The sequence below is a fragment of the Bacillus sp. SN1 genome (genome assembly GCF_002796895.1).
In the GTDB taxonomy this organism is placed as follows: Bacteria; Bacillota; Bacilli; order Bacillales; family Bacillaceae; genus Bacillus; species Bacillus inaquosorum.
Map to the genome: position 1 here is coordinate 164,955 of NZ_PHIE01000005.1, position 21,332 is coordinate 186,286.

Here is a 21,332-nt window from a genome sequence, read left to right on the forward strand (position 1 = left end):
AAATGTGAGGGGAAAACTATATCACGGCGCTTGCTATTATCCGGAATTATGGGATGAAGAGACGATTCAGCAGGATATTGACATGATGCGTGAAGCTGGCATCAATGTTGTGCGGATCGGCGAATTTGCCTGGTCCGTCATGGAGCCGGAGGAAGGAAAAATTGACGTTGGTTTTTTCAAAAAGATCATCACCCGGCTGTATGAAAACGGCATCGAAACGATCATGTGCACGCCGACGCCTACACCGCCAATTTGGCTGTCGCACGGCAGTCCGGAGCGCATGCATGTAAACGAAAAAAGAGAGATCATGGGGCATGGCTCCCGTCAGCATGCTTGTACGAACAACCCGTATTTCCGAAAAAAAGCCGCCATCATCACCACAAGCATCGCCAAGGAGCTTGGCCAGCTCCCGGGACTGATCGGCTGGCAGCTCGACAATGAGTTTAAATGCCATGTTGCTGAATGCATGTGTGAGACGTGCTTGCGCCTATGGCATGACTGGCTCAAAAATCGCTACGGCGTGATTGAGCGGTTAAACGAAGCATGGGGAACCGATGTGTGGAGCGAAACCTACCAGACATTTGAGCAGGTGCCGCAGCCGGGGCCAGCCCCGTTTCTGCATCACGCCTCACTAAGCACCATGTATCAGCTGTTTTCGATGGAGATGATCGCTTTATTTGCCGATGAACAGGCCAAAATCATCCGCTGCTATTCGGATGCGCAGATCACGCATAACGGCTCTGTCATGTTCAGTGTGGACAATGAGCGGATGTTTCGGAATCTTGATTTTGCCTCTTATGATACGTACGCTTCTCAGGAAAACGCCGCTGCCTTCTTATTGAACTGTGATTTATGGAGAAATTTGAAACAAGGGCGCCCGTTTTGGATATTGGAAACGAGTCCGTCATATGCTGCCTCGCTCGAAAGCTCCGCTTTCCCGCACGCCGACGGGTATTTGCAGGCTGAAGCCGTATCCTCCTACGCCTTAGGAAGCGAGGGCTTTTGCTATTGGCTGTGGCGCCAGCAGCGTTCAGGCAGTGAGATTTCACACGGTTCTGTTCTGAGTGCCTGGGGCGAGCCCACCGTCGGCTACCGAAATGTGCTGGCGGTCGAGCGGGCAAGAAAGGAAATCGAACCGGTCATTCTATCGACTGAACCCGTTCAAGCTGAGGCGGCGATGACTTACTCCGACAGAGCAAAAGCATTTATCAAAACTGAGCCTCACCGGGGACTCCAGCACCGTTCGCTAGTGACGCACTTTTATGAGCGCATTCTTAACACGGGGATTCACCGTGACCTCATTCCGGAAGGCGTTCCGCTGGACGGCTACCGCTTGCTGTTTACGCCATTTGTGCCGTATCTGTCTGCTGAATTTATCAACAAAGCTTCGGCATTCGCTGAAGCGGGCGGCATCTGGATCGCCGGGCCGCTGACTGGTGGGCGCACAAGCGAACATACGATTCATACCGATTGCGGGCTTGGAGAACTTGAGAAAACAGCCGGGATCAAAACGCTGTTTACCTTTCCAATGAACGAGGACGTGAATACAGGAAAAGCGTTTGGCATCACGGCGCCGCTCGGGCTGTGGAGCGCGGTGTTTGATACAAAGAACGGAAACACCCTCGGCACGGTTGAATCAGGACCGGGAGCAGGCCATGCTTTTCTGACAGAACAGAAGCACGGCAAAGGGAAAATCGTCATGCTCGGCTCGCTTCCATCCGGGGAAGAAGGGGATGCAATGCTGGAAGCGCTCGTCAGGCATTACGCGGCTGAAGCAGCCATTTCTGTCCGGTCGGATGTTACACCCGGCACGATCGTTGCCCCGCGCAAAGGCGATAACGGCCTTGTGTGGATCATCATCAATATGGATGGAAAAGGCGGAAGCGTGACACTGACGGAAACGGGAACGGATCTGTTGACAAACTGTTCGGCGAAAGCGGGGAGGCTGGCGGTCGGACCGCATGAATACCGTGTGATTCAGTTTGACAAATCGTAGCTGATTCTTTGCATCGAATCAGCTTTTTTCTATGGAGGGAGAGGACCGATGAAAAAGATCAAATGGTTATCAGAACAGCCAAAGATGACAAGCGGTGTAACGTGGGGCGTGCCATGGAAAAAAGGAGAATTGAAAAAAGGAGATCGACTGGCGCTTGTAAATGAAAATGCGGTAAGCCGATATGTGCAAAGCGAACCGTCGGCCTATTGGCCGGACGGGAGCATCAAGTGGACGAAGCACGCGGCGGTGTTCAGCGGACAGGCAAACCAAAGCTTTACAGTGCAAAAAGGAGAGGCCCCGCAGCCAACAGAATCGCTCAGCATCAATAAGTCAGAGCATCACATCCAAGTCGATACAGGAACGCTCATTTGTACCATCCATAAAACAGGCTCCGACTTCATTCAATCATTGCAGATCAACGGAAAGCCGATCGCCGCAGGCGGGAGGCTCGTTGCCATAAGAGAAACGAGAAAAGAGACGGCGGCGGAAACGGCTCTTTTTCATGAAACGTCTGTCAGTCTCATCAAACGTGCGGCGATTGAGAAGAGCGGCCCTATCAAAGCGGTGGTCAAGATAGAGGGCGTGCATATTCTCCAAAAAACAAATGAGGAGTGGCTGCCGTTTGTCATCCGATTGACGTTTTATGCCGGACTGTCTGAAATCGGCATCGTACACACGCAGCTGATTGACAGGAATGGGAAACAAGATTTCATTAAGGGGCTCGGCATAGTGTTTGACCTTTTTCTGGAAGGGGAGCCGTACAACCGCCATTTCCGTTTTGCGGGAGACAAAGGGATGTACAAAGAACCAGCCCAGCTATTTGGCACACGTAAATTCAATGAACGGTATCCGCTTTATCAAAAACAAATCAATGGCGAAATACTGTCTCCAAGTGAAGAGCACAAGGAATGGTTTGCTCACGGCACACAGAATGCGATTTGGAACGATGTCAAGCTTGTTCAGGATTCCAGCGATCATTACAGCCTGTCAAAACGGAACGGAAAAGATTATGCGTGGGTCGGCATGCTGCATGGCAGCCGGGGGAAGGGGCTCTGCTATGCGGGCGGCGAAAATGGCGGCATAGCACTCGGTCTGCGGTATTTTTTTGAGAAATATCCGTCAGCGCTGGAAATTACAGGTCTTGCCGGCAGCCATCCCAAAATGACTGTCTGGCTTTGGCCCCCGGATGGAGAAGCAATGGATTTGCGGCATTATACAGGAAACACCCATGTGGTCAGCGCGTATGAGGGCTTTGATGAAATGCGCTCTGACCCGACCGGTATTGCCAATACAAATGAAATCAGCCTGTCGTGCTTTTCTCGCACACCGTCTGACGATGTCCTCAATACGCTCGCTGACAAATGGAAGGCGCCTCCGCTGCTTGTATGCGAGCCAGACGTTTTTTACGAATCAAAGGCGCTGGGGGTTTGGAGTGTCATTGACACATCCCATCCGCTCAAAAAAGAACTGGAAGAACAGCTTGACGCCGCCTTTCTATTTTACAAAAAGGAAGTAGAGCAGCGCAGATGGTACGGGTTTTGGCATTATGGCGACGTCATGCATACGTATGACCCGATCCGGCATATGTGGCGGTATGATCTCGGCGGATACGCATGGCAAAATAATGAGCTCGTTCCAACCTTATGGCTGTGGCAGGCGTTTTTCCGCTCAGGCAGAGAGGATATCTTCCGCGTGGCAGAAGCCATGACCCGCCACACAAGCGAAACGGACAGCTTTCACCTCGGGGAATACGCAGGGCTTGGCTCACGGCATAATGTTGTGCACTGGGGATGCGGCTGCAAGGAAGCGAGGATCAGCATGGCCGGGCTTTATAAATTTTATTATTATCTGACGGGAGATGAGCGGACGGGAGATCTTTTGACAGAAGTGAAGGACGCCGATTACGCCCTCGTCAAAACCGATCCGATGCGTGCTTTTTACGAAAAAGGCAAGCACCCGACCCATGTGAGAACGGGACCGGACTGGGCGGCGTTTTGCTCGAACTGGCTGACGGAATGGGAGCGTACCGGAAATCCAGATTATCTCAAGAAAATCCAAACGGGTATCAGCTGCCTGAAGCGGCTGCCGCTCCGCTTATTATCCGGCCCGACATTTGAATATGATCCGGCGACCTCGATGCTTCATCACATGGGAGACGGCATAGCTGGCGGATATCATATGATCATTGCCTTCGGCGCGCCACAAGTGTGGATGGAACTGGCTGAGCTTCTTGATGACCGGGAATGGGAGGAAATGCTGAGTGAATTCGGCGAATTTTACACACTTAGTGATGAAGAAAAACGGAAAAAAAGCGGAGGCGCGCTTCATGACAGGCATTTTCACTGGCCGATGTTTGCCGCTGCCATGACTGCCTACGCCGCAAGAAACAAACAAGATTCTCATCTCGCTGCCAAAGCGTGGAATCTTTTGCTTGATGATAAGCTGAGCCATACGCCGCTTCCGATCAAACCGGAGCGCATCGAAACATGGACGGAGCTGGAGGAGCTCCCGTGGGTGACAACGAACACCGTCTCTCAATGGTGTTTAAACGTCATAGCAGCGCTGGAACTGATCGGGGATTCCCTTCCGGCAAAAAAAGATACAGCCGGCAAAAAAGGATAACTGCCGGAATTTCATAGGAGAAATGGTGCAAAAAATGAAGATTGCAAGAATTTATGTAAGCGCTTTATATTTGGAGGGGCAAAGGGGAAATGCAAAATGAAAAAAAGGGGGACCTACGCATCATGAAAAATAGAATGCGAAAAAAATGGCTGGCCTTGCCGCTCGCTGCCATGATGATCGCCGGATGCAGCAATTCGGAAACATCCAGTTCAGCAGGCGGTTCGAAAGACACGATCAAAATTATGGCGCCGCTCTTATCGCCGGAAAGCCCGAGTGAAAAGAGCCCTTCATTAAAAGCGCTCGAAAAATACACAGGCAAAGATATTAAGGTCACATGGGTGCCTGATTCATCCTACAACGACAAATTCAACATCGTCATGGCTTCTGGAGAGATGCCTCATGCCATTGTGATTAAAGATAAATCAGCGGGCTTTATCAAGTCCGTCAAAGCGGGGGCATTTTGGGAGCTGTCTCCTTATTTAAAAGACTACAAGAATGTAAGCCAGGCAGATGAAAAGATTTTGAAGAACAGCTCGGTGAACGGCGAGGTGTACGGAATCTACAGAACGAGGGACCTGATCAGAGCGTGTATGATCATCAGAACCGACTGGCTTAAAAACGTCGGTCTGGATATGCCGGAAACACTTGATGATTTCTATGAAGTGCTGAAAGCCTTTAAGGAAAAAGATCCTGACGGAAACGGCAAGGATGATACGTACGGCATGGTCGTGCCGAAATGGATGGGGCTCGGCAACGGAAGCCCGTGGGATGTTCTGCAAATCTGGTTCGGCGCTCCGAACCGCTACGGCGTTGAAAACGGAAAGCTGATTCCTGATTTTACAACGAAGGAATACATGGAGGCGCTCATGTTTTTTAAAAAGCTTTATGATGAAGGCTTAATCAATAAGGACTTTGCGGTCATGGATTCAGCGAAGTGGAACGATCCGGTTGTGAAAGGAAAAGCGGGTGTCATCGTTGATACAGGCTCCAGAGCGTCTCAAATCCAAAGCGCGATGGAGGAGGCGGATGAGTCGAACAAGGATAACATTGATATCGTCGGCTCGCTTGAGGGACCGAATGGCAAGCGCACCTTCCCGACATCCGGTTATTCAGGCATGATCGCGATACCAAAATCAAGCGTCAAAACCGAAAAAGAGCTGAAAGAGGTGCTGTCCTTCTTCGATAAGATGAATGATAAGGAAGCGCAGATTCTCACGAACAACGGCGTGGAGGGCCGCAATTACGAGCTCAAGGACGGCGTATTCACCTCACTTGAAAAAAACAACAAATCTCTCCTCTATGAGCATGAAGGCTTGGCGCAGTTCAGCATGTCGATTCCGAAAAGCGAATATTACATTGAAGACCAGAAAACAAAGCTCTTTCAGCATCGCAAGGACATTATAACTGAAGGAGAAAAAATAGCCGTCTTTAACCCGGCTGAGTCGCTTGTATCTGATGTCTATACCCAAAAAGGAGCCCAGCTTGACAACATCATTCTCGACGCGAGAACACAATTTATCATTGGAGAAATTGATGAAAAAGGGTTCGAGGATGCGGTGGAGCTTTGGAAAAACAGCGGCGGCAATGAACTTATGAAGGACTTGAACAAATTGTATCAATCATCAAAATAAACCGATGCGCCTGCCGTTCGGCGGGCGCCCCGGTATCACGAAAGGAGAACAGATATGGAAACAGTGCCAAAGAAGGGAGATGCACCTGTTCTCACTGCCGGAAAAGGCATCAGCTGGATGGCTGCGCTCAAACGGGACAAATGGCTTTATCTTCTTCTTATTCCCGGTCTGCTTTATTTTTTGATATTCAAATACTTGCCGATGTGGGGCGTGCTGATTGCATTTAAGGATTATTCTCCATATCTCGGCTTCTGGAAAAGCGAATGGATCGGCTTTGATTATTTCAAAGACTTTTTTATGAATCCGGATTTTTTTCGGCTGCTGCGCAACACGCTCATGCTGGCGAGCCTGGATCTTTTGTTTGCTTTTCCTGCACCGCTCATTTTGGCCTTGCTTTTGAATGAGCTGAGAAAGGCCGTGTATAAAAGATGCATCCAAACCTTTATTTACGTGCCCCATTTTGTGTCATGGACAATTGTGGTCAGCATCACCTTTGTTTTCTTTACTGTGGATACCGGTGTGATCAACAAAATGGTCATGAGCCTGACAGGTGAGCAGATTTCCTTCTTATCAGACGCGGACTGGTTCCGGCCGATGATCGTGATGCAAAGCATCTGGAAGGAGACAGGCTGGGGAACGATTTTATTTTTGGCCGCGCTGGCGACGGTTGATCAGGAGCAGTATGAAGCCGCCATTATGGACGGAGCGGGCCGGTTCAGAAGAATGTGGCATATTACGCTGCCGGCAATCAGAAGCACCATTATCGTTTTGTTGATTTTAAGAATCGGCAGCTTTTTGAATCTCGGCTTTGAACAGGTGTATTTGATGACAAACTCGCTCAACCGTAGCGTGGCCGACATTTTTGACACGTACGTGTACATGATGGGGATTACCCAAGGTGCGTACAGCTACAGTACGGCGGTCGGTTTGTTTAAATCGGTTGTCGGGATTATCTTGATTTTCGGCGCCAATTACATTGCGAAAAAGTTTGATCAGGAAGGATTGTTTTAGAGGAGGGAGAGGTATGGCTGAAGTTCACACGATGCACAACACAAAAGCCGGACGGGTGTTTGATGTCTGCAACATTCTGTTTCTCGGCGGTGTCGGCGCGATTACCATTTTGCCGTTTTTGTATATTATCGCGGGTTCCTTTGCGACAGAAGCGGAGCTCGCCCAGCGCAGCTTCTTTATTTTCCCGAAAACCTTTACACTCGATGCTTATAAGTATGTGTTTTCGACACCGACGTTCATCCGAAGCATGGGCGTATCCATCTTCATCACCGTGGTCGGGACGGCTGTGCAGCTGTTTTTCACCTTCACGATGGCGTATCCGCTGGCGAAGCGGCATGTGAAGGGGCGGAATCTGCTGTTGAACCTGGTGATTTTCTCCATGCTGTTTTCCGGCGGCATGATCCCGACGTACCTTGTCGTGAAATCACTTGGCCTATTGGATACGTATTGGGCATTGATTCTGCCGATGGCGATCAATCCGTTCAATCTTATTATTATCAAAAACTTCTTTCAGCAGCTGCCGCGCGAGCTGGAGGAATCGGCAAAAATTGACGGCTGTTCCGAAATCGGTGTTTTCTGGCGGATCGCCTTGCCGCTGTCAAAGCCGGTCATTGCGACCTTTGCGCTGTTTTATGCGGTCGGGATTTGGAATGATTTCTTCCACGCCCTCTTATATATCAATGACAGTGCAAAATGGCCGCTGCAAATGGTGCTTCGCCAAGTCACAATCTTATCGGATTTAACGGCGACCAATGGCGATACAATGCAAAATACCGTTCCGCCTGAGCAGGGAATTAAACTCGCCGTCATTGTCATTGCGACGCTTCCGATTTTGGCTGTCTATCCATTTTTACAAAAACACTTTGCGAAAGGAATGCTGATCGGTTCGGTAAAAGGCTGAGAAAGGGAGTGTTTCATATCAGTACGTTGGATCAAATTAAAATCGCCTATATCGGCGGGGGGTCCCAAGGCTGGGCAAGAAGCCTGATGAGTGATCTGTCGATTGATGAACGGATGTCAGGCACGGTGGCGCTCTATGATCTTGATTTTGAAGCGGCTCAAAAAAATGAAGTGATCGGCAATTACAGCGGAGACGGAAGATGGAGGTACGAAGCAGTTTCTACTTTGAAAAGGGCGTTATCAGGCGCGGATATCGTCATTATTTCTATTTTGCCGGGTTCACTGGATGACATGGAAATCGATGTCCACTTGCCTGAGCGCTGCGGCATTTATCAATCTGTGGGTGATACTGTCGGGCCGGGCGGGATCATCAGAGGTTTAAGAGCGGCCCCGATGTTTGCGGAAATTGCCCGGGCAATAAGAGACTACGCACCGGAATCATGGGTCATTAATTATACAAACCCGATGTCTGTCTGTACAAGAGTGCTGTATAAAGTCTTTCCCGGCATCAAAGCCATTGGCTGCTGCCACGAGGTATTCGGCACGCAAAAGCTGCTGGCGGAAATGGTCACGGAAAGGCTTGGAATAGAGGTGTTGCGGCGTGAAGATATCCGCGTCAATGTACTGGGTATTAACCATTTTACATGGATCACGGAAGCCTCTTACCGCCATATTGACCTGCTGCCTATATTCCATGAATTCAGCGCGCATTATGGAGAATCAGGGTATGAGCTGCAGGGGGAAAGCTGGAGGGATAGCGTCTTTCGTTCGGCACACCGTGTCGCGTTTGATTTATTTGAAACGTATGGCGCCATCCCCGCTGCAGGTGACAGGCACCTGGCAGAATTTCTTCACGGTCCTTACCTCAAACAGCCTGAGGCTTGGAAATTTCATCTCACATCTGTATCATTCAGAAAACAAGACAGAGATGAGAAACGAAAAGAAACAGAACGATTGATCGTACAAAAACGGGGAGCTGCCGGGCAAGCCTCGGGAGAAGAAGGCGTGAACATCATAGCGGCTCTTCTCGGATTGGGTGAATTCGTCACGAATGTAAATGTGCCGAATCAAGGCCAAGTTTCGAATCTTCCTTTACAAGCGATTGTCGAAACGAACGCATTGATTACCCGCAACAACGTCCACCCGATTTTCTCTGGAGCGCTGCCGAAAGGTGTAGAAATGCTGGCGGCTAGGCACGTATCCAATCAGGAGGCAGTGGCGGAAGCCGGTTTAACAAAGGATCGCGCTCTCGCATTTCAGGCGTTTCTCAATGATCCGCTTGTCACAATTGACCGCAGTGATGCAGAGCGGCTTTTTCATGACATGCTGGCAATGCACCAAATGATGTGAAAACGGCGCCGACGACGGGCTGCTTTTTTTATCGAAATGTGCAGTTCCGGTTTAGAAATAGTGCAGTTGACCATAATGGTAGTAGCTTTTAAGAAGTAGGTGCTATCAACGTGGGAGATTATCTAAATGTAGCAATAGAATTAGTTTGCGGTCTCGGTATTTTATTTGTCATTTTGAAGTTTCTTGGGAAAACCCAATTCTCTCAACTTACTCCGTTTGACTTTATTTCTGCTTTAATTTTAGGGGAACTGGTTGGAAATGCCGTCTATGATCATGAAATCAAGATTAAAGAAATTATTTTTGCTTCGCTTCTATGGGGCTTGCTTATCTTCTTAATTGAATTGATTACCCAAAAGCTAAAAGGATCCAGAAAGTTTCTGGAGGGCGAACCAAATATTGTGATCCATAAAGGAAAGCTGAAATACAAGATGCTGAAGGAAAACAAGCTCGATATTAATCAGCTGCAAAGCCTCCTGAGACAAAAAGGCTGCTTTTCGATTCAGGAAGTGGAATATGCGATTTTGGAAACAAACGGGATGATCAGTGTGCTCCCGAAAGCGGATTTTGATAAACCGACCAGAAAAGATATGAACCTTCCGCCTAAGGATGTGTCTTTGCCGGCTACATTAATACTGGATGGGGAGATTGTGTTTGACAACCTGACGGAAGCGGGCGTGGATGAACAATGGCTGAAACAATCGCTGCAAAAGCATGGAGTTGAAAGGGTTGAGGACGTCTTATATGCGGAGTGGCACGCCAACCAGCCTCTTTATCTCATCACATACGAAGAAAGCAGTTCATCATGACCGCAAAAAAGAGCTTGCAGCTGGTGCAAGCTCTTTTTGTTATTCGTGAGTCCCTTGTTTAACAGCTCTTACATGATACATGCTCACTTCAGTGCTGATCAGATAGTCAGGCTTTGGTTTGCCCTTGTTCGCTTTATGGCCGGCGATATGAGCATCGCTTTTTTCCCATTGCTTCCAGTGATCCTCAGATTCCCAGCGAATCATGACAATAACTTCCTCATCACCGCGGCGGACGTTTTTTTCAAGCACTGTCACATCAATTAAACCTTCTTGTTTTTCAATGATTCCTTCAGCGCTGAAACGTTCTATGACTTTATCTGCATGTCCTTCTTTTACCGTCATTTTTCTCAACTGAACAAACATCTGTCTCTCTCCAATCATTCTCATATATGAATGATTGTAAATGAAATTCATTCTCAATGTCAAAGAAAGCGCACGGCTGCATAGCAGCCGTATCGTTATTCTTTCAATAAAAACACATTGCCGTCTTCGTCCTTAAATTGAACGAAGGTGCCCCACTCCATTTGATTGGGCTCACCGAGAAATTCTACACCGTTTGTTTTCATTTTCTCGTATGTATCAAAGATGTCATCACATTCAAACACGATAGAAGCCTTCATTTGTTCAGAGCCTTTCATCATGGCTTTCGGGTAAATGACTAAACGAGTCTGGGCTCCTTTTGGCGAAACCTCCAGCCAGCTTGCCTCAGGCCCCATCGGGTGGTCCGCCGCAATATCAAAGCCAACCTTCTCCGCCCAAAATTGCTTCGCTTTCTGCTGGTCTTCAACATATACAGCAACAGTGCCAATTTGTTTGATCATAGGGAAACCTCCAATTTGCAAGATAGTAATACTATAACCTGTTTACGGCCGAAGTAACATAAAAAAATCAGCCGGAAAACGGCTGATTTTCGATTAATACGAGCAGCTCACAACATCTATCAAATTAGTGTCTAAGGCGAAATAAACCCAGCGTCGCCGTGAAGGATCCCAATAAAAGCCGCCGACGGATCTTCTGCCAAGAATGATCGGGAAGAACCAAAATGAGCGGCCGTTGGTTAACCAAACATAGGTAAACCGGAAGAGGCAAGGCCGAATGGTGATGGGTTCAACTAAAAAAGCAGCTCCTTGAGTACCCTGCGGCTTTTGCGGCTTCGCTGGTATTTGGGAAGGCGGGGGGCCCTGTGGCGCACCGCCGAAACCAGGTACAGCCCCGCCGCCAATGCCAGGGCCAGAACCGCCGCCGAAGCCAGGTACAGCCCCGCCGCCAATGCCAGGGCCGGAACCGCCGCCGATGCCAGGTACAGCCCCACCGCCAATACCAGGGCCGGAACCGCCGCCGAAGCCAGGCACAGCCCCGCTGCCAATGCCAGGGACGGCACCGCCCCCAATGCCAGACCATGGGTAACCATTTGGATAACGGTATTCATATTCAAAAGCAGGCCAAGGCTCATAAAAATGCCCGGCAAACATATAAGGATCAACATAATACATGTGATAACGTCCTTTCTCATTGTAAACTGTACATTTGCAGTCTATGCATGCGGACGTTTATTGGTGCATTCGCCTATGGATGAAATTGGAATGTGCTCGGGATGCAGAATCATTTCATTTTTCCCTAGTCCCATTCACAATTCCGATTTATCATTTTATAATGAAAGAGCTTCTATTATGAAAAAGGAGACAGACCGTGAATATCGATCGATTATTATATCAATATATCATAGACAACACTGCGAGCATTACCGAGAAATGGTTCAGTTTGCGATGTCAGCTGAAAGGCGAGCTATATTCCGCCGACAATTTAAGTGAAGAAATGAAAAAGCTCTTAACCGAGCAGCATACGTTTACCAATATAACAATCGCAAGCGCATTTCTGGAGGATCAAACCGAGTTCCAAGAAAATATGACTAAATGGGCGCAAACCGTCGCGAAAAACAGGGTAGAGCAAGATGTTCAGGTGCATGAGGTCGTAGAAGCCATATCAAACTCAAGAATCTCATTCTGGGATGCTGTCGTTGCGTTTATAAAAGAGAATCAGGATATCGTCACAAATGAGGATGCCGACCGGTGGAACCGCATTGTGAATCAGTCGTTCGATAAGCTGATTATTGAATTTTCCGAGCAGTACCAAAAATTTATGCTGATGAGGCTCACATCTCAGCAAGAACTGATTTCTGAGCTGGGCTGCCCGGTCATTTCCATTGCGGATGGAATTGGGATATTGCCGCTAATCGGCTCCATAGATACGAAACGGGCACAGGTCATTTTAGAAACAGTGCCGGTCCGCTGTATCGAGAGAAAAATTACAAGCCTTGTCGTTGATCTTTCGGGTGTTCCGATTGTGGATACCATGGTGGCGCAGCAACTGTACAATCTGTCTAAAACGCTTTTCTTATTAGGCGTCAAAGCTGTATTTTCAGGGATTCGCCCGGATGTGGCCCAGACATCGATTCAATTGGGGCTTGATTTCAGTGAATATGAAACATACGGCACGCTGAAGCAGGCATTAGAAAATATGGGTGTCCGCTGTATTGTTGAGGAATTGGAAGAAAACAAATAGGAAGTCTGATCAGGCATATGATTGTCCGCCATCGGGTGATCATATGCCTTTTTGATTTGAACAGAAAACACCATTGATTTATCAAAAAAAACATAATATTATAATTCTTATAAGAATACTGTGAATTAAAATATATTCAACAAGGGGGAAGGTCCTTTGGTTTTAAAATCAACCATTGATCCGGAAGTGATTGAAAAAATAATCAGCTCGCTGGAAACGCTCGACTTCGGTACCGTTCAGATTACGGTTCATGATTCTCAGGTTACCCAAATTGAGAAAATAGAAAAGCACCGTTTTTCGCTGAAAAGGAAAGAATCAAAGTGATCGCATAAGGGCGTTTGTTTTCATTAAATTCTCCTTAAAACATATACATATTTCATCCAATTTTTATATAATAGACCTTTAAGATCATTTTTTAGGAGGATTTTTGACATGCAAGCTACGGTTCACGAGAGTAAGCAATCGATCATGCAGCGCATTTTGACAGTCTTTGTTTTCACGCTGCTGATCGCGACTGTCGGTCTTTTTATTGGCCAATTTGTTCCTGTCGCTTTGATGCTCCCGCTTTCTATTCTTGAAGTGGGGATGATTATTCTGGCCTTCTGGATGCGCAGAAGAAAAGCGGTCGGGTATGCGTTTGTATATACATTCGCGTTTGTTTCCGGGATTACCCTATTTCCGATCGTCAGCCACTACGCTTCCATCGCCGGCGCCTATGTCGTGCTTGAAGCTTTTGGCTCTACATTTGTTATTTTTGCTGTTCTGGGCACAATCGGCGCAAAAATGAAGAAGGATTTATCCTTCCTGTGGTCATTTCTGCTGGTAGCGGTGCTCGCACTGGCAGTGGTTGGCATTTTCAACATTTTCAGTCCGTTAAACTCAGCGGCGATGATGGCGTATTCCGTCATCGGAACCATCGTCTTTTCCCTTTACATTTTGTATGATTTGAACCAAATCAAACACCGCCATATTACGGAGGACTTAATTCCCGTTATGGCATTATCGCTGTACCTTGACTTTATCAACTTGTTCATCAATCTGCTTCGCTTCTTTGGCATTTTGAGCAGTGATGATTAATCAGAGAGCGCCTGTCATTGGATAGGCGCTTTTCGTCATACATAAAAAGGCAGGTGATGTTGTGATGAAAAAACAAATGGGCGCTTATGTCTCCTTGATAGCAGCCATGGCGATCGTCGGCAGCTCGGTCGTCGTAGGAAAACTCATGGTCGAGCGTATTCCTGTCTTTCTATCCTCGGGACTGCGTTTTTTGCTGGCTTCTGTCGTATTGCTCACGCTGCTGTTTTGCATTGAAAAAGGGTTTCCGGCTTTGACGAAAAAAGATGTGTTCGTATTGCTGGTGCAATCATTCACAGGCGTGTTTTTGTTCAGTATTTGCCTGCTGTATGGGGTTCAATATACTACGGGAACGGAAAGCGGCATTTTGACAAGCACAACCCCGATGGTGATCGGGATTTTATCCTATTTCCTGCTGAGAGAAAAAATTGAGAAAAAGACGCTGATCGGCATTTTGCTGGCGGTTTGCGGCGTAATGGCGATTAATCATTTGGAGCGGGGAGCCAAGACGGGACGCCGCACGCCTTATTCGGGAACATGCTGATCATTGCTGCAGTCATTGGCGAAGCGTTGTTTACATTGATGGCTAAGCTGCTATCTCCGCATATTTCGGCACTGGCAATTTCGACCTTCGTATCGCTCTTCGACTTCCTGTTTTTTCTCCCGTTTGCTTTGTTTGAGGCCTCTTCATTTGATTTCAGTGTGCCGACTGTTTTGGATTGGTCGTATGTGCTGTATTATGCGCTTTTTGTCACTGTTTTGGCGTTTTACTTATGGTATAGCGGGGTGACGAAGGTGCCGGCTGGGGTGTCTGGCATTTTCACATCCGTTCTTCCGGTTTCCGCTAAATTTTATCAGGTGTGATATTGAAGGAGCCGTTTGAGCTTGTGCATTTGATCGGCATTGCATGTGTCATCAGCGGCATATTTGTTACGGTTATAAAGAAAAAACAGCCGGATACGTATCCGGCTGCAGAAGAAAAGACGCTGTAGCCTGTCCTGGTCGGACGGGTTTTTTAGTCTTTAAACACGCTTAGCTTTTCAAAAAGATCACCAAGCATCTTCACGAACATGTCTTTTTCCTCATCGCTGTAGTTTTCCATCACCGCGGAGATTTTGCCGAAATGGCTGGGCAGAAATTGCTCCAGCCGTTCTTTGCCTTCCTTTGTCAGTTCAATGCTGATTTTTCGTTTATCCTCTGTGTGATGCCTGCGGCTGACAAACCCGTCCCTCGCCAGCCCGTCCAGCAGGCCTGTAATCGTTGCTTTCGTGACGTTGGATTGCTTGGCAAGCTCGGTCGGACTTAACGTATGGTCCTTGGCATCAAAGAGCAGCATCAGGATTTTGAATTTTCCCTCTGACAGCCCGCGGCCTGCGAAATAATGCTCCATCACATGATTCATTTTTTTTGAGATATCAAAAAGAGATAAAAACAATTCAAGAGAGCCGGCGTCAATATTGGCATACGTCTCGGCGTGCTCTGTTATATGCTGATATTTCGGTAAATGTTTTAATTCCATCATAATAAGCTCCCGTACGTTCGTTGTGACACGATTATAAAGGAGCGAAAACCATAACGCAACTTAGCTTGGAGATGATTGACAGCTTTTCACGGGACATAGTAAGGTAATATAGTTAGGCGCCTAACTATATAGAGAACTGAAAAGGTGGTTATTTATATGAAACATATTTTGATAGCGGGAGGCGGAATCGGCGGATTATCAGCGGCCATTTCCCTTAGTAAAGCAGGGTTTTCCGTCACCTTGTGTGAAGCGGCTACAGAAAACCGCAAAACGGGTGCGGGGATTCTCCAGCCGCAAAACGCACTGGCGGTCTTGAAAGAATTGGGCATATTCGAAGAGTGCTGTAAGCATGGCTTTCAAACACAATGGTTTAAAACGTTTGATGCACAGGGGGATTTGCTGTTTCAAGTCAGTGAATCCTTTTTAGACGATACACTTCCAGGACGAAATAATATTCTGCGAAAGACGCTAAATGACATTCTCATTAAGCATGCCGAGGCGGCGGGTGTACATATCAAGTGGGGGAAAAAGGTTGTCGCCTATGAAGAAACGATTGAATCGGTTACTGCCGTATGTGAAGACGGAGAGAAGATGCAGGCTGACATTCTGGCAGGCTTCGACGGCATCCACTCCGTTGTTCGCGATAAGATGCTGCAAAAGGAAACAGAAAAAGAGCACCTTGGCATGGGGGCATGGCGCTTTTATATCGAACTTCCTGATTTTACATTTGAGGACGCGACATTGATGTATAGAAGCGGAGACACACAAATTGGCGTCGTGCCATTGGCGGAACACGCCGGCTATGTCTTCGTCCTCCAGCCTTGCACGAGTGATTACTGGGATGAGGAAGATACACGGTTTGATAGAGTAAAAGAGATTCTCTCTGGCTTTCCGGGGCTCGATTTTGTCACAAAGCATATGTCAAAAGAGCATCCTGTCATATTTAACAAACTGGAACAGGTCGCCGTGCAGGAGCCATGGTACAAAGGCCGCGTCGTCATCGGAGGAGACGCCGCCCACGCCGGTGCGCCGACCTTGGCACAAGGGGCGGCAATGGCCATTGAGGATGCCATCGTCCTCGCCGAAGAACTCAAAAACCATGAAGGCCACGAAACAGCATTTCAGGCGTACTACAAAAGAAGAGCCCCAAGAGCGCTTAAAGTCCAGAACCTATCCTCAGAAATCGTCCGCCGCGGGCTAAAAGGAGAGCCGGGAGCGAAAGAGCTGATTGGGGAGTGCTATGCGGTGTTGAGGGAAGGATATTAAATAGGAAAAGTCCAGAATTGAATTCTGGACTTTTTTATTCTTGCTCTGGTTTGTGGCGTATCCGCTCAATCACCTCATGCAGCCCCTCAGGCTTATAAAACTCCACCGGCGAACTGCCCTTCTCAAACGAAATCGTCTCGGCTTCAATCAGCGCGACATAGCGCCCGTTCACTTTTGCGAGGTGAATCGAATCGCCAAAATCCGCTAGCAATCCCTTAATCTCAGTTTCTCCGACTTTCATTTTCAACTGGGCTTCGGGCGTGTGCTCAATGATTTGGGCGGAGGCTTCGATGACTTGATGGGTGTCGAGGCGCTCTTGGATTTCCCGTTTTTCGCTTGCTTCCCATATTTCGATGTCGTGCTCGAACTGCTTGAGCTCTTCGCTGTTGTCTTCGAATGTCTCGTAGACGTGCTCCTGCACCATGTTCATGACCTGGTTTTTCATGATTTCCGGCATCGATTCTCCGTACTCGACGAATTTCAGAAAGTCCTCAAAATAGCGGGCGTGCGAGGCCTGGTGGATTTTCAGCTCGCCTTCCTCGACCATCCCTTCCTCCGGCATGAACGGGTATTGGATGCTTTTCATGTTTTTTGTCGTAATCGCCATTTCGACTTTTTTAATAAGAGAAGACGCGTCTGAAATGCGGGCGACCTTCGGCTCAAAATCACATTTCATAATGAAGACAAATGATTCGTCGAAGTATTTTCTCGGCACGGCCGAAGCGACGAGGAACACACCGCCGCGGACTGCGCTCGTGTCGAGGTACGTGCGGACGAACTGCTCGCTCAGCTCGTTAAAGTCCTCTTTTGTTTCCGCCAGGCGCGCACGGTTGAACATGTTATAGTTCGGGTTGGAATCGAGCTCGTGGCCGGGCTCGACGATAAAATGGCCGATTTTCGTCGGCACCTGCTCGGACTGCGGATGGCGGTCTGCTTTCCGTTTGACGATTTTTTTCAGCTCCCCGTCGAGAAAGTCCTTCAGCTCGCTTTCTTCAAATTCACCCGTATCAAGGGTCTGGAAGTGCTTGAACTGCTTGTTTGCCTGCTCGTCCTTGCCTTCCACCTGTATGACATAAAAGGATAAAAATCGAATTTCAAAATCCATATATGAACTCACCTTATTCGCGTATTGTACAGCTTCTCAAGTATAGAAAAAACGATGTTCGTACGTCAATCAGAGGAACGGAATAATCCTGACCATGAAAGGGAAATGTAGTCAGATAGAAGGCATTTCATACGGAAAGGAATGGTTCGATGAAGGAAACAAGCCCGATTCCTCAGCCGAAGACGTTTGGGCCGCTCGGCAACCTGCCTTTAATTGATAAAGACAGACCGACATTGTCGCTGATTAAATTGGCGGAAGAGCAGGGCCCGATTTTTCAAATTCATACACCTGCGGGCACGACGATTGTGGTGTCCGGCTATGAATTGGTGAAAGAGGTTTGTGATGAAGAGCGGTTCGATAAAAGCATTGAAGGCGCCTTGGAGAAGGTTCGCGCGTTTTCCGGTGACGGATTATTTACAAGCTGGACGCATGAGCCTAACTGGAGAAAAGCGCACAATATTCTGATGCCGACGTTCAGCCAGCGGGCCATGAAGGACTACCATGAGAAAATGGTCGATATCGCTGTTCAGCTCATTCAAAAATGGGCCAGGCTCAACCCGAATGAAGCAGTCGATGTCCCAGGGGATATGACCCGGCTGACGCTCGACACAATTGGGCTGTGCGGGTTTAACTATCGCTTTAACAGCTACTACAGAGAAACGCCCCACCCGTTTATCAGCAGCATGGTGCGGGCGCTTGATGAAGCGATGCACCAGATGCAGCGGCTTGATTTTCAAGATAAGCTTATGGTCAGAACGAAGCGACAATTTCATCATGATATTCAAACGATGTTTTCGTTAGTCGACAGCATTATTGCGGAGCGGAGATCGAATGGAGACCAGGATGAAAAAGATTTGCTTGCTCGCATGCTGAATGTGGAAGATCCGGAAACAGACGATAAGCTTGACGATGAAAATATCCGTTTTCAAATCATTACGTTTTTGATTGCCGGGCATGAAACAACGAGCGGCCTGCTTTCCTTTGCGATCTACTATTTATTGAAGCATCCTGACAAACTGAAAAAGGCATATGAAGAGGTTGACCGGGTTTTGACTGATGCAGCACCGACCTATAAACAAGTGCTCGAGCTGAAATACATACGGATGATTTTAAATGAATCCTTGCGCTTATGGCCAACAGCTCCAGCTTTCAGCCTTTATCCAAAGGAAGACACAGTCATTGGCGGAAAATACCCGATTACAACGAAAGACAGAATTTCTGTGCTGATTCCTCAGCTTCATCGTGATCGAGACGCTTGGGGAGCGGACGCTGAAGAATTCCGTCCGGAACGGTTCGAACATCAGGACCAAGTGCCTCATCATGCGTACAAACCGTTCGGAAATGGACAGCGGGCCTGTATCGGCATGCAGTTTGCCCTTCATGAAGCGACACTTGTGCTGGGCATGGTTTTAAAATATTTCACGTTAATTGATCATGAGAATTATGAGCTTGATATTAAACAAACTTTAACACTCAAGCCTGGCGATTTTCGCATCAGGGTTCAAACCAGGAATCAGGAAGCCATTCATGCGGACGTCCCGGCAGTTGAAAAAGCGGCGCCTGATGAGCAAAAAGAGAAAACAGAAACAAAGGGTGCATCGGTCATCGGTCTTAACAACCGCCCGCTTCTCGTGCTTTACGGATCTGATACAGGCACTGCGGAAGGCGTCGCCCGGGAGCTTGCGGATACTGCCAGTCTTCATGGCGTAAGGACCGAGGTGGCACCTCTGAACGACCAGATTGGCAAGCTGCCGCAGGAGGGGGCTGTTGTCATAGTGACCTCTTCTTATAACGGAAAACCGCCAAGCAATGCCGGGCAGTTCGTTCAATGGATTCAAGAAATCAAGCCGGGGGAGCTTGAGGGCGTCCATTACGCGGTATTTGGCTGCGGTGACCACAACTGGGCGAGCACGTATCAATACGTGCCGAGATTCATTGATGAGCAGCTTGCGGAGAAAGGCGCGACTCGGTTTTCTAAGCGGGGAGAGGGAGATGTAAGCGGCGATTTTGAAGGGCAGCTTGACGAGTGGAAAAAAAGCATGTGGGCCGACGCCATCAAAGCATTCGGACTAGAGCTTAATGAAAACGCCGATAAGGAACGAAGCACGCTGAGCCTTCAGTTTGTCAGAGGGCTTGGAGAGTCCCCGCTGGCCAGATCGTACGAAGCGGCTCACGCATCCATTGCCGAAAATCGTGAACTCCAGTCCGCAAACAGCGACCGCAGCACCCGCCATATCGAAATCGCACTGCCGCCGGATGTTGAATATCGAGAGGGCGACCACCTTGGCGTCTTGCCGAGGAACAGCCAAACCAATGTCAGCCGGATTCTTCACCGTTTCGGTCTGAAGGGAACCGACCAAGTGACATTGTCGGCAAGCGGGCGCAGTGCGGGGCATTTGCCTTTGGGCCGGCCTGTCAGTCTGCAAGATCTTCTCAGCTACAGCGTCGAGGTGCAGGAAGCGGCCACAAGGGCGCAAATAAGGGAGCTGGCGGCATTCACAGTCTGCCCGCCACATAAACGCGAATTAGAAGATCTGACGGCAGAGGGTGTCTACCAGGAACAAATATTGAAAAAACGGATTTCTATGCTGGATCTGCTTGAAAAATATGAAGCGTGTGACATGCCATTTGAACGATTTTTAGAGCTTTTACGGCCGTTAAAACCGAGATATTACTCGATTTCAAGCTCTTCAAGGGTGAATCCGGAGCAAGCATCCATTACAGTCGGTGTTGTGCGAGGCCCTGCTTGGAGCGGCCTTGGCGAATATAGGGGCGTGGCTTCAAATTACTTAGCTGAACGCAAGACGGGGGATGATGTCGTGATGTTTGTCCGCACACCGGAATCCCGGTTTCAGCTTCCGGAAGACCCTGAGACCCCTATCATTATGGTCGGGCCGGGTACAGGAGTAGCGCCATTCCGCGGTTTTCTCCAAGCTCGCGCAGCTTTAAAGCGGGAGGGAAAAAAGCTCGGTGAAGCTCATCTCTATTTCGGATGCAGGAACGATCGGGATTTTATTTACCGCGATGAGCTTGAGCAGTTTGAAAAAGATGGAATCGTCACTGTCCACACAGCCTTTTCCAGAAAAGAAGGCATGCCGAAAACGTATGTCCAGCATCTCATGTCTGACCATGCAGAAACATTAATTTCGATTCTCGATCGCGGAGGCAGGCTCTATGTATGCGGTGATGGCAGCAAAATGGCCCCAGATGTGGAGGCAGCGCTGCAAAAAGCATATCAGTCTGTTCATGGCACCAGCGAACAAGAAGCACAAAACTGGCTGAAACATCTGCAGGATACCGGTATATATGCAAAAGATGTTTGGTCGGGGCTGTAAAGACTGGAGACATCCAGTCTTTTTTGGCCTTTCAAAAAAATGTGATGGAGCTGAACGTTAGTGCATACAATAGCCACAGTCCGCCTGAAGGGCGGGCTGTCTGCAAAACCTATTTTTCGTTTTTGCTAGTTTATGTTATTCTTATACTCGGT

Annotated in this window: 17 protein-coding genes and 1 pseudogene; 13 read left to right on the forward strand and 5 right to left on the reverse strand. The window is 48.2% G+C overall.

What is annotated here, in order from left to right; genetic code table 11:
- Positions 1-4: 4 nt before the first annotated feature.
- The 7 genes from CVV77_RS17225 to CVV77_RS17255 all read left to right on the forward strand — a co-directional run bounded on the left by CVV77_RS17225 (position 5) and on the right by CVV77_RS17255 (position 10,316).
- Positions 5-1,996 carry a beta-galactosidase gene (locus CVV77_RS17225; protein ID WP_100276023.1) on the forward strand — a complete coding sequence of 664 codons (1,992 nt, stop codon included), beginning with the start codon at positions 5-7 and terminating at the stop codon, positions 1,994-1,996.
- A 48-nt stretch (positions 1,997-2,044) separates the two neighbouring features.
- On the forward strand, positions 2,045-4,618 hold the full coding sequence (locus tag CVV77_RS17230) for an exo-rhamnogalacturonan lyase family protein (RefSeq protein WP_100276024.1): 2,574 nt from the start codon (positions 2,045-2,047) through the stop codon (positions 4,616-4,618).
- A gap of 122 nt (positions 4,619-4,740) precedes the next feature.
- Positions 4,741-6,249: an extracellular solute-binding protein gene (locus CVV77_RS17235; RefSeq protein ID WP_100276118.1), complete on the forward strand. Its 1,509-nt coding sequence runs from the start codon at positions 4,741-4,743 to the stop codon at positions 6,247-6,249.
- Positions 6,250-6,303: 54 nt separating this feature from the next.
- A complete protein-coding gene (locus CVV77_RS17240; protein WP_019257724.1) occupies positions 6,304-7,260 on the forward strand; it encodes an ABC transporter permease in 957 nt (318 codons plus the stop codon).
- 13 nt (positions 7,261-7,273) lie between these two features.
- Complete coding sequence (locus CVV77_RS17245) at positions 7,274-8,161, forward strand: carbohydrate ABC transporter permease (protein ID WP_019257725.1); 888 nt, start codon at positions 7,274-7,276, stop codon at positions 8,159-8,161.
- An 8-nt stretch (positions 8,162-8,169) separates the two neighbouring features.
- Positions 8,170-9,510, forward strand: a complete 1,341-nt coding sequence (gene lplD, locus CVV77_RS17250) for an alpha-galacturonidase LplD (protein ID WP_019257726.1) — start codon at positions 8,170-8,172, stop codon at positions 9,508-9,510.
- A 110-nt stretch (positions 9,511-9,620) separates the two neighbouring features.
- Positions 9,621-10,316 (forward strand): DUF421 domain-containing protein, encoded by a 696-nt coding sequence (locus CVV77_RS17255; protein ID WP_003239992.1) that lies wholly within the window; start codon positions 9,621-9,623, stop codon positions 10,314-10,316.
- Between the two features lie 39 nt (positions 10,317-10,355).
- On the opposite strand, the gene hmoA is transcribed toward CVV77_RS17255, so the two are convergent.
- The 3 genes from hmoA to CVV77_RS17270 form a co-directional block, all read right to left on the reverse strand.
- Positions 10,356-10,679, reverse strand: a complete 324-nt coding sequence (gene hmoA / locus CVV77_RS17260) for a heme-degrading oxygenase HmoA (RefSeq protein WP_060398123.1) — start codon at positions 10,677-10,679, stop codon at positions 10,356-10,358.
- Positions 10,680-10,774: 95 nt separating this feature from the next.
- Positions 10,775-11,137: a VOC family protein gene (locus tag CVV77_RS17265; RefSeq protein WP_100276026.1), complete on the reverse strand. Its 363-nt coding sequence runs from the start codon at positions 11,135-11,137 to the stop codon at positions 10,775-10,777.
- 93 nt (positions 11,138-11,230) lie between these two features.
- Entirely contained in the window at positions 11,231-11,809 is a 579-nt protein-coding gene (locus tag CVV77_RS17270; RefSeq protein WP_100276027.1) for a hypothetical protein, read from the reverse strand.
- A 196-nt stretch (positions 11,810-12,005) separates the two neighbouring features.
- On the opposite strand from CVV77_RS17270, the gene CVV77_RS17275 reads away from it, so the two are divergent.
- From CVV77_RS17275 to CVV77_RS17290, 4 genes and pseudogenes are all read left to right on the forward strand, one after another.
- Positions 12,006-12,878: an STAS domain-containing protein gene (locus CVV77_RS17275; RefSeq protein WP_100276028.1), complete on the forward strand. Its 873-nt coding sequence runs from the start codon at positions 12,006-12,008 to the stop codon at positions 12,876-12,878.
- 156 nt (positions 12,879-13,034) lie between these two features.
- The gene (locus CVV77_RS17280; protein WP_084990755.1) at positions 13,035-13,202 is read left to right on the forward strand and encodes a YezD family protein; all 168 of its coding nucleotides are present in this window, start codon (positions 13,035-13,037) and stop codon (positions 13,200-13,202) included.
- Between the two features lie 108 nt (positions 13,203-13,310).
- The gene (locus tag CVV77_RS17285; RefSeq protein ID WP_003222963.1) at positions 13,311-13,955 is read left to right on the forward strand and encodes a Bax inhibitor-1/YccA family protein; all 645 of its coding nucleotides are present in this window, start codon (positions 13,311-13,313) and stop codon (positions 13,953-13,955) included.
- Positions 13,955-14,944: pseudogene (locus tag CVV77_RS17290) on the forward strand (DMT family transporter). Before CVV77_RS17285 ends, CVV77_RS17290 begins: the two are co-directional and overlap by 1 nt.
- Before the next feature lie 23 nt (positions 14,945-14,967).
- Here CVV77_RS17290 and yetL read toward each other — a convergent pair.
- Positions 14,968-15,471, reverse strand: a complete 504-nt coding sequence (gene yetL, locus CVV77_RS17295; RefSeq protein ID WP_100276029.1) for a transcriptional regulator YetL — start codon at positions 15,469-15,471, stop codon at positions 14,968-14,970.
- A gap of 159 nt (positions 15,472-15,630) precedes the next feature.
- Between yetL and CVV77_RS17300 the strand changes: the two genes are divergently transcribed.
- Positions 15,631-16,740: an FAD-dependent oxidoreductase gene (locus CVV77_RS17300; RefSeq protein WP_100276030.1), complete on the forward strand. Its 1,110-nt coding sequence runs from the start codon at positions 15,631-15,633 to the stop codon at positions 16,738-16,740.
- Between the two features lie 34 nt (positions 16,741-16,774).
- On the opposite strand, the gene CVV77_RS17305 is transcribed toward CVV77_RS17300, so the two are convergent.
- On the reverse strand, positions 16,775-17,845 hold the full coding sequence (locus CVV77_RS17305) for a DUF3900 domain-containing protein (RefSeq protein WP_100276031.1): 1,071 nt from the start codon (positions 17,843-17,845) through the stop codon (positions 16,775-16,777).
- A 149-nt stretch (positions 17,846-17,994) separates the two neighbouring features.
- Between CVV77_RS17305 and cypD the strand changes: the two genes are divergently transcribed.
- On the forward strand, positions 17,995-21,180 hold the full coding sequence (cypD, locus tag CVV77_RS17310; protein ID WP_100276032.1) for a bifunctional P-450/NADPH--P450 reductase: 3,186 nt from the start codon (positions 17,995-17,997) through the stop codon (positions 21,178-21,180).
- Positions 21,181-21,332: the final 152 nt, after the last annotated feature.

Excerpts from the sequence above, each read along its gene's own strand:
- CVV77_RS17230 (WP_100276024.1), top strand. The coding sequence starts at position 2,045 with ATGAAAAAGATCAAATGGTTATCAGAACAGCCAAAGATGACAAGCGGT.
- CVV77_RS17235 (WP_100276118.1), top strand. The coding sequence starts at position 4,741 with ATGAAAAATAGAATGCGAAAAAAATGGCTGGCCTTGCCGCTCGCTGCC.
- CVV77_RS17240 (WP_019257724.1), top strand. The coding sequence starts at position 6,304 with ATGGAAACAGTGCCAAAGAAGGGAGATGCACCTGTTCTCACTGCCGGA.
- CVV77_RS17245 (WP_019257725.1), top strand. The coding sequence starts at position 7,274 with ATGGCTGAAGTTCACACGATGCACAACACAAAAGCCGGACGGGTGTTT.
- hmoA (WP_060398123.1), bottom strand. The coding sequence starts at position 10,679 with ATGTTTGTTCAGTTGAGAAAAATGACGGTAAAAGAAGGACATGCAGAT.
- CVV77_RS17265 (WP_100276026.1), bottom strand. The coding sequence starts at position 11,137 with ATGATCAAACAAATTGGCACTGTTGCTGTATATGTTGAAGACCAGCAG.
- CVV77_RS17270 (WP_100276027.1), bottom strand. The coding sequence starts at position 11,809 with ATGTATTATGTTGATCCTTATATGTTTGCCGGGCATTTTTATGAGCCT.
- CVV77_RS17285 (WP_003222963.1), top strand. The coding sequence starts at position 13,311 with ATGCAAGCTACGGTTCACGAGAGTAAGCAATCGATCATGCAGCGCATT.
- yetL (WP_100276029.1), bottom strand. The coding sequence starts at position 15,471 with ATGGAATTAAAACATTTACCGAAATATCAGCATATAACAGAGCACGCC.
- CVV77_RS17300 (WP_100276030.1), top strand. The coding sequence starts at position 15,631 with ATGAAACATATTTTGATAGCGGGAGGCGGAATCGGCGGATTATCAGCG.
- CVV77_RS17305 (WP_100276031.1), bottom strand. The coding sequence starts at position 17,845 with ATGGATTTTGAAATTCGATTTTTATCCTTTTATGTCATACAGGTGGAA.
- cypD (WP_100276032.1), top strand. The coding sequence starts at position 17,995 with ATGAAGGAAACAAGCCCGATTCCTCAGCCGAAGACGTTTGGGCCGCTC.